This window comes from Streptococcus sp. GMD6S (assembly GCF_000297015.1).
In genome coordinates this window covers 1-2,595 of the sequence record NZ_AJRH01000104.1, presented here as the reverse complement: position 1 = coordinate 2,595, position 2,595 = coordinate 1, and the positions used below count along the sequence as shown (strand labels likewise).

Annotated in this window: 3 protein-coding genes; 2 read left to right on the top strand and 1 reads right to left on the bottom strand. The window is 35.1% G+C overall.

Annotation, left to right across the window (positions count from 1 at the left end; all coding sequences use genetic code 11):
* On the bottom strand, nt 1–104 hold a 104-nt coding region (locus GMD6S_RS12345), incomplete at its 3' end, for a phosphopantothenoylcysteine decarboxylase domain-containing protein (RefSeq protein WP_008294064.1).
* 125 nt (nt 105–229) lie between these two features.
* On the opposite strand from GMD6S_RS12345, the gene GMD6S_RS08765 reads away from it, so the two are divergent.
* Nucleotides 230–1,396 (top strand): hypothetical protein, encoded by a 1,167-nt coding sequence (locus GMD6S_RS08765; RefSeq protein WP_000345295.1) that lies wholly within the window; start codon nt 230–232, stop codon nt 1,394–1,396.
* The coding region (locus GMD6S_RS08760) for a hypothetical protein (RefSeq protein ID WP_000070714.1) at nt 1,389–2,595 on the top strand (1,207 nt) is incomplete at its 3' end. The genes GMD6S_RS08765 and GMD6S_RS08760, both read left to right, overlap by 8 nt.

Here is a 2,595-nt window from a genome sequence, read left to right as displayed (position 1 = left end):
GTTTCTGTGATGATTTTCCCCAAGCGACCTGTAGAATGGTTAGTAATAGAGCGGACACTATCAATAGCTTCACTGGTACCGCCCGATGTGACTAAAATTTTCATAGGACTATTGTACACAAAAATGATATGCAAGTCAAAGAAAGCATTTAAAAGAAAAATATATTATTATTGACATTTATAGTAATAAATAAGATAATGAATCTAAGTAAATTAATAGGGGTATTATTATGGATTTTTTTAAATTTGCAGACAACATTGCAAAGGAAGCTGGTAAAGTACTGAATGATGTCGGTTCTGCTACTAGCGAAGCTTTAAATGAAGCGAGTAAATTTACTGGAGAAGTTATTACTGAATCTGTAAAAACTATAGGTGAAGTATCAAGCCAAGTTGGTAATGTTGTCTCAGATGTCTCAGTGAAAGCTGTTGGAGTTGCCGGAGATGTAGCACATCAGATAACAAATGTGACTTCTGAAACATTTAACGAAGCTGGGAAAATAGCGAATAATACAAAAGAACAAATTGAATCGGTAGACCTTTTTAATTCTAAACTAAGACAAGAAGCTGTTGATGGATATAATGAAGCTATTAGTTGTTATAATGAGGAAGCGGATAGCTTGGCTAATAAATCAATAGAGCTTTATCAAGTTAGGGACAAAGCTATCAAAGTTGTAAAAATTGTTGAAGAAAGAATTAACAAACTAGCAAATAAACCAAAAGAGTTTGAAACAAAATTAGAAGCAATTGATGTTGAAATTCAGAATTTTGAAGATAAGCAAATTGCTATTTCACAGTCAATTAAGGAAGCTGAATTAGCAAGTGGTAGCACAGCGGCTACGGCTTCACTTAGCGCATTAGGAGTAACAGTTGCAACTTTAGGGCCTACTGCCGCTATGGGTGTTGCAACTACATTTGGTGTTGCATCAACAGGTACTGCAATTTCAAGTTTGACAGGTGCTGCAGCAAATAGCGCCGCTCTGGCTTGGTTAGGTGGTGGAAGTGTAGCAGCTGGTGGCGGTGGAGTGGCAGCCGGTAACGCATTTTTGGCATTGGCTGGTCCTGTCGGTTGGGGAATTGCAGGCGCTATGTTGACCGCTTCTGTTGGGGCGGGTGTAGTAGCTAATAGGAAAAATGAAGAAGTTGCAAAAGAGGCTATAGAGGAACAGAAAAAGGTAGAATTGTTGGCTAGACAACTTAAAGAAAAAGTAATAGAAGTTACGGAATTAATAGAACTAACTGAAAAACAAACAGAAGGAATTTATTTAGCCAATTTATCTTTAACTGGAATGGACTATAGCTTATTTACTGATGACGAAAAATATCAAGCAGGTGCTTTAGTGAATTCAACTCTATCATTGACTGCTATGGTAAATAAGGAAATTAGAATAAATGAGTAACCAGATTTTTAATCAAGCTTTTAACCAAGGTATTGGTGCATATGTCAATTGTTTAAATAACTTGAGAATTCAAGATTTACATAATGCTATGAAAATCATAGAGGATGAAGCACGCAGAGTCATCTTAAACAAGGACAATGCCTCAAAGATTTTAAACTATACGAGAGACAATATTGAAGACGTTATTTTAAAGAAGCGTGGAGGAGATTATGGTGGTCATGGCTTTATCGCTGAATTTGCAGAAGCAGGGATTGTAAATGCGAGGAGAGCCATTGAAGGGTTAAATCCTATTGTCGAAGTATTGAATGATAATGGACCAGCCGATTTATTAATTGGTAGAAATACCATTCAAATGAAGTTTTATGGTAATTTACGTGATGAACTAGCTCAATCGTTTCATTACAGTTCAAAAATGAAAATGATGTTTCCAAAAGATCACGTTCAAGTATTTGAAAAAATAATGGCTGGAGCAAAAGAAGTTGAATTGAATGGCAAGAGATTATCCATTAAACAAATTACGGATATACGCCAAATGATTAATGATATCACTGAAAGCAAGGGACTTACTTCATACAAATATTGGATGAAATCCTCTGCTCTAGATTACAAAGACGCTCAAAAAAATTCAATTCATTCTCTTATAGATTCTGAAGAGAAGAATATTCGTAAAACAGTCAGACTAAAACAACAAGAATTAAATAAAAAAAGATTAGTGACCCAAAAACATGCATTACCAAATTTAAAAGAAGCTAACAAGGTTGCAAGAAACGCAGCTTTTTTACAAGGTGGTTTAGCATTAATGTCGACTGTGTATGGAAAATACATAGAAGGAAAAAGTATCTTTGAATTCGAACAATCCGATTGGTTAGATTGTGGATTGAATTCATTAAAAGGAGTTGCAAGTGGAGCAATATCAGGATATTCAATTTACGGATTAACAAATATTTTGGGTATTAGTGCTCCAAATGCCAGTGCTTTAGTAATGGCTACTTATGGGATGATAGATGTTGTTTTGAGATTCAGATCTTCCGAAATAACTCAAGATGAACTTATGAATCTGTTGACATTAAATGTAATAGATGCTTCCTTTGCTACAATTGGTGCTTGTATTGGTCAGATCATGATTCCAATACCTGTTCTTGGTTCTGTAGTTGGTTCAATATCTACTTCAATAATTTGGGAGATAGGTAAGGGAATAT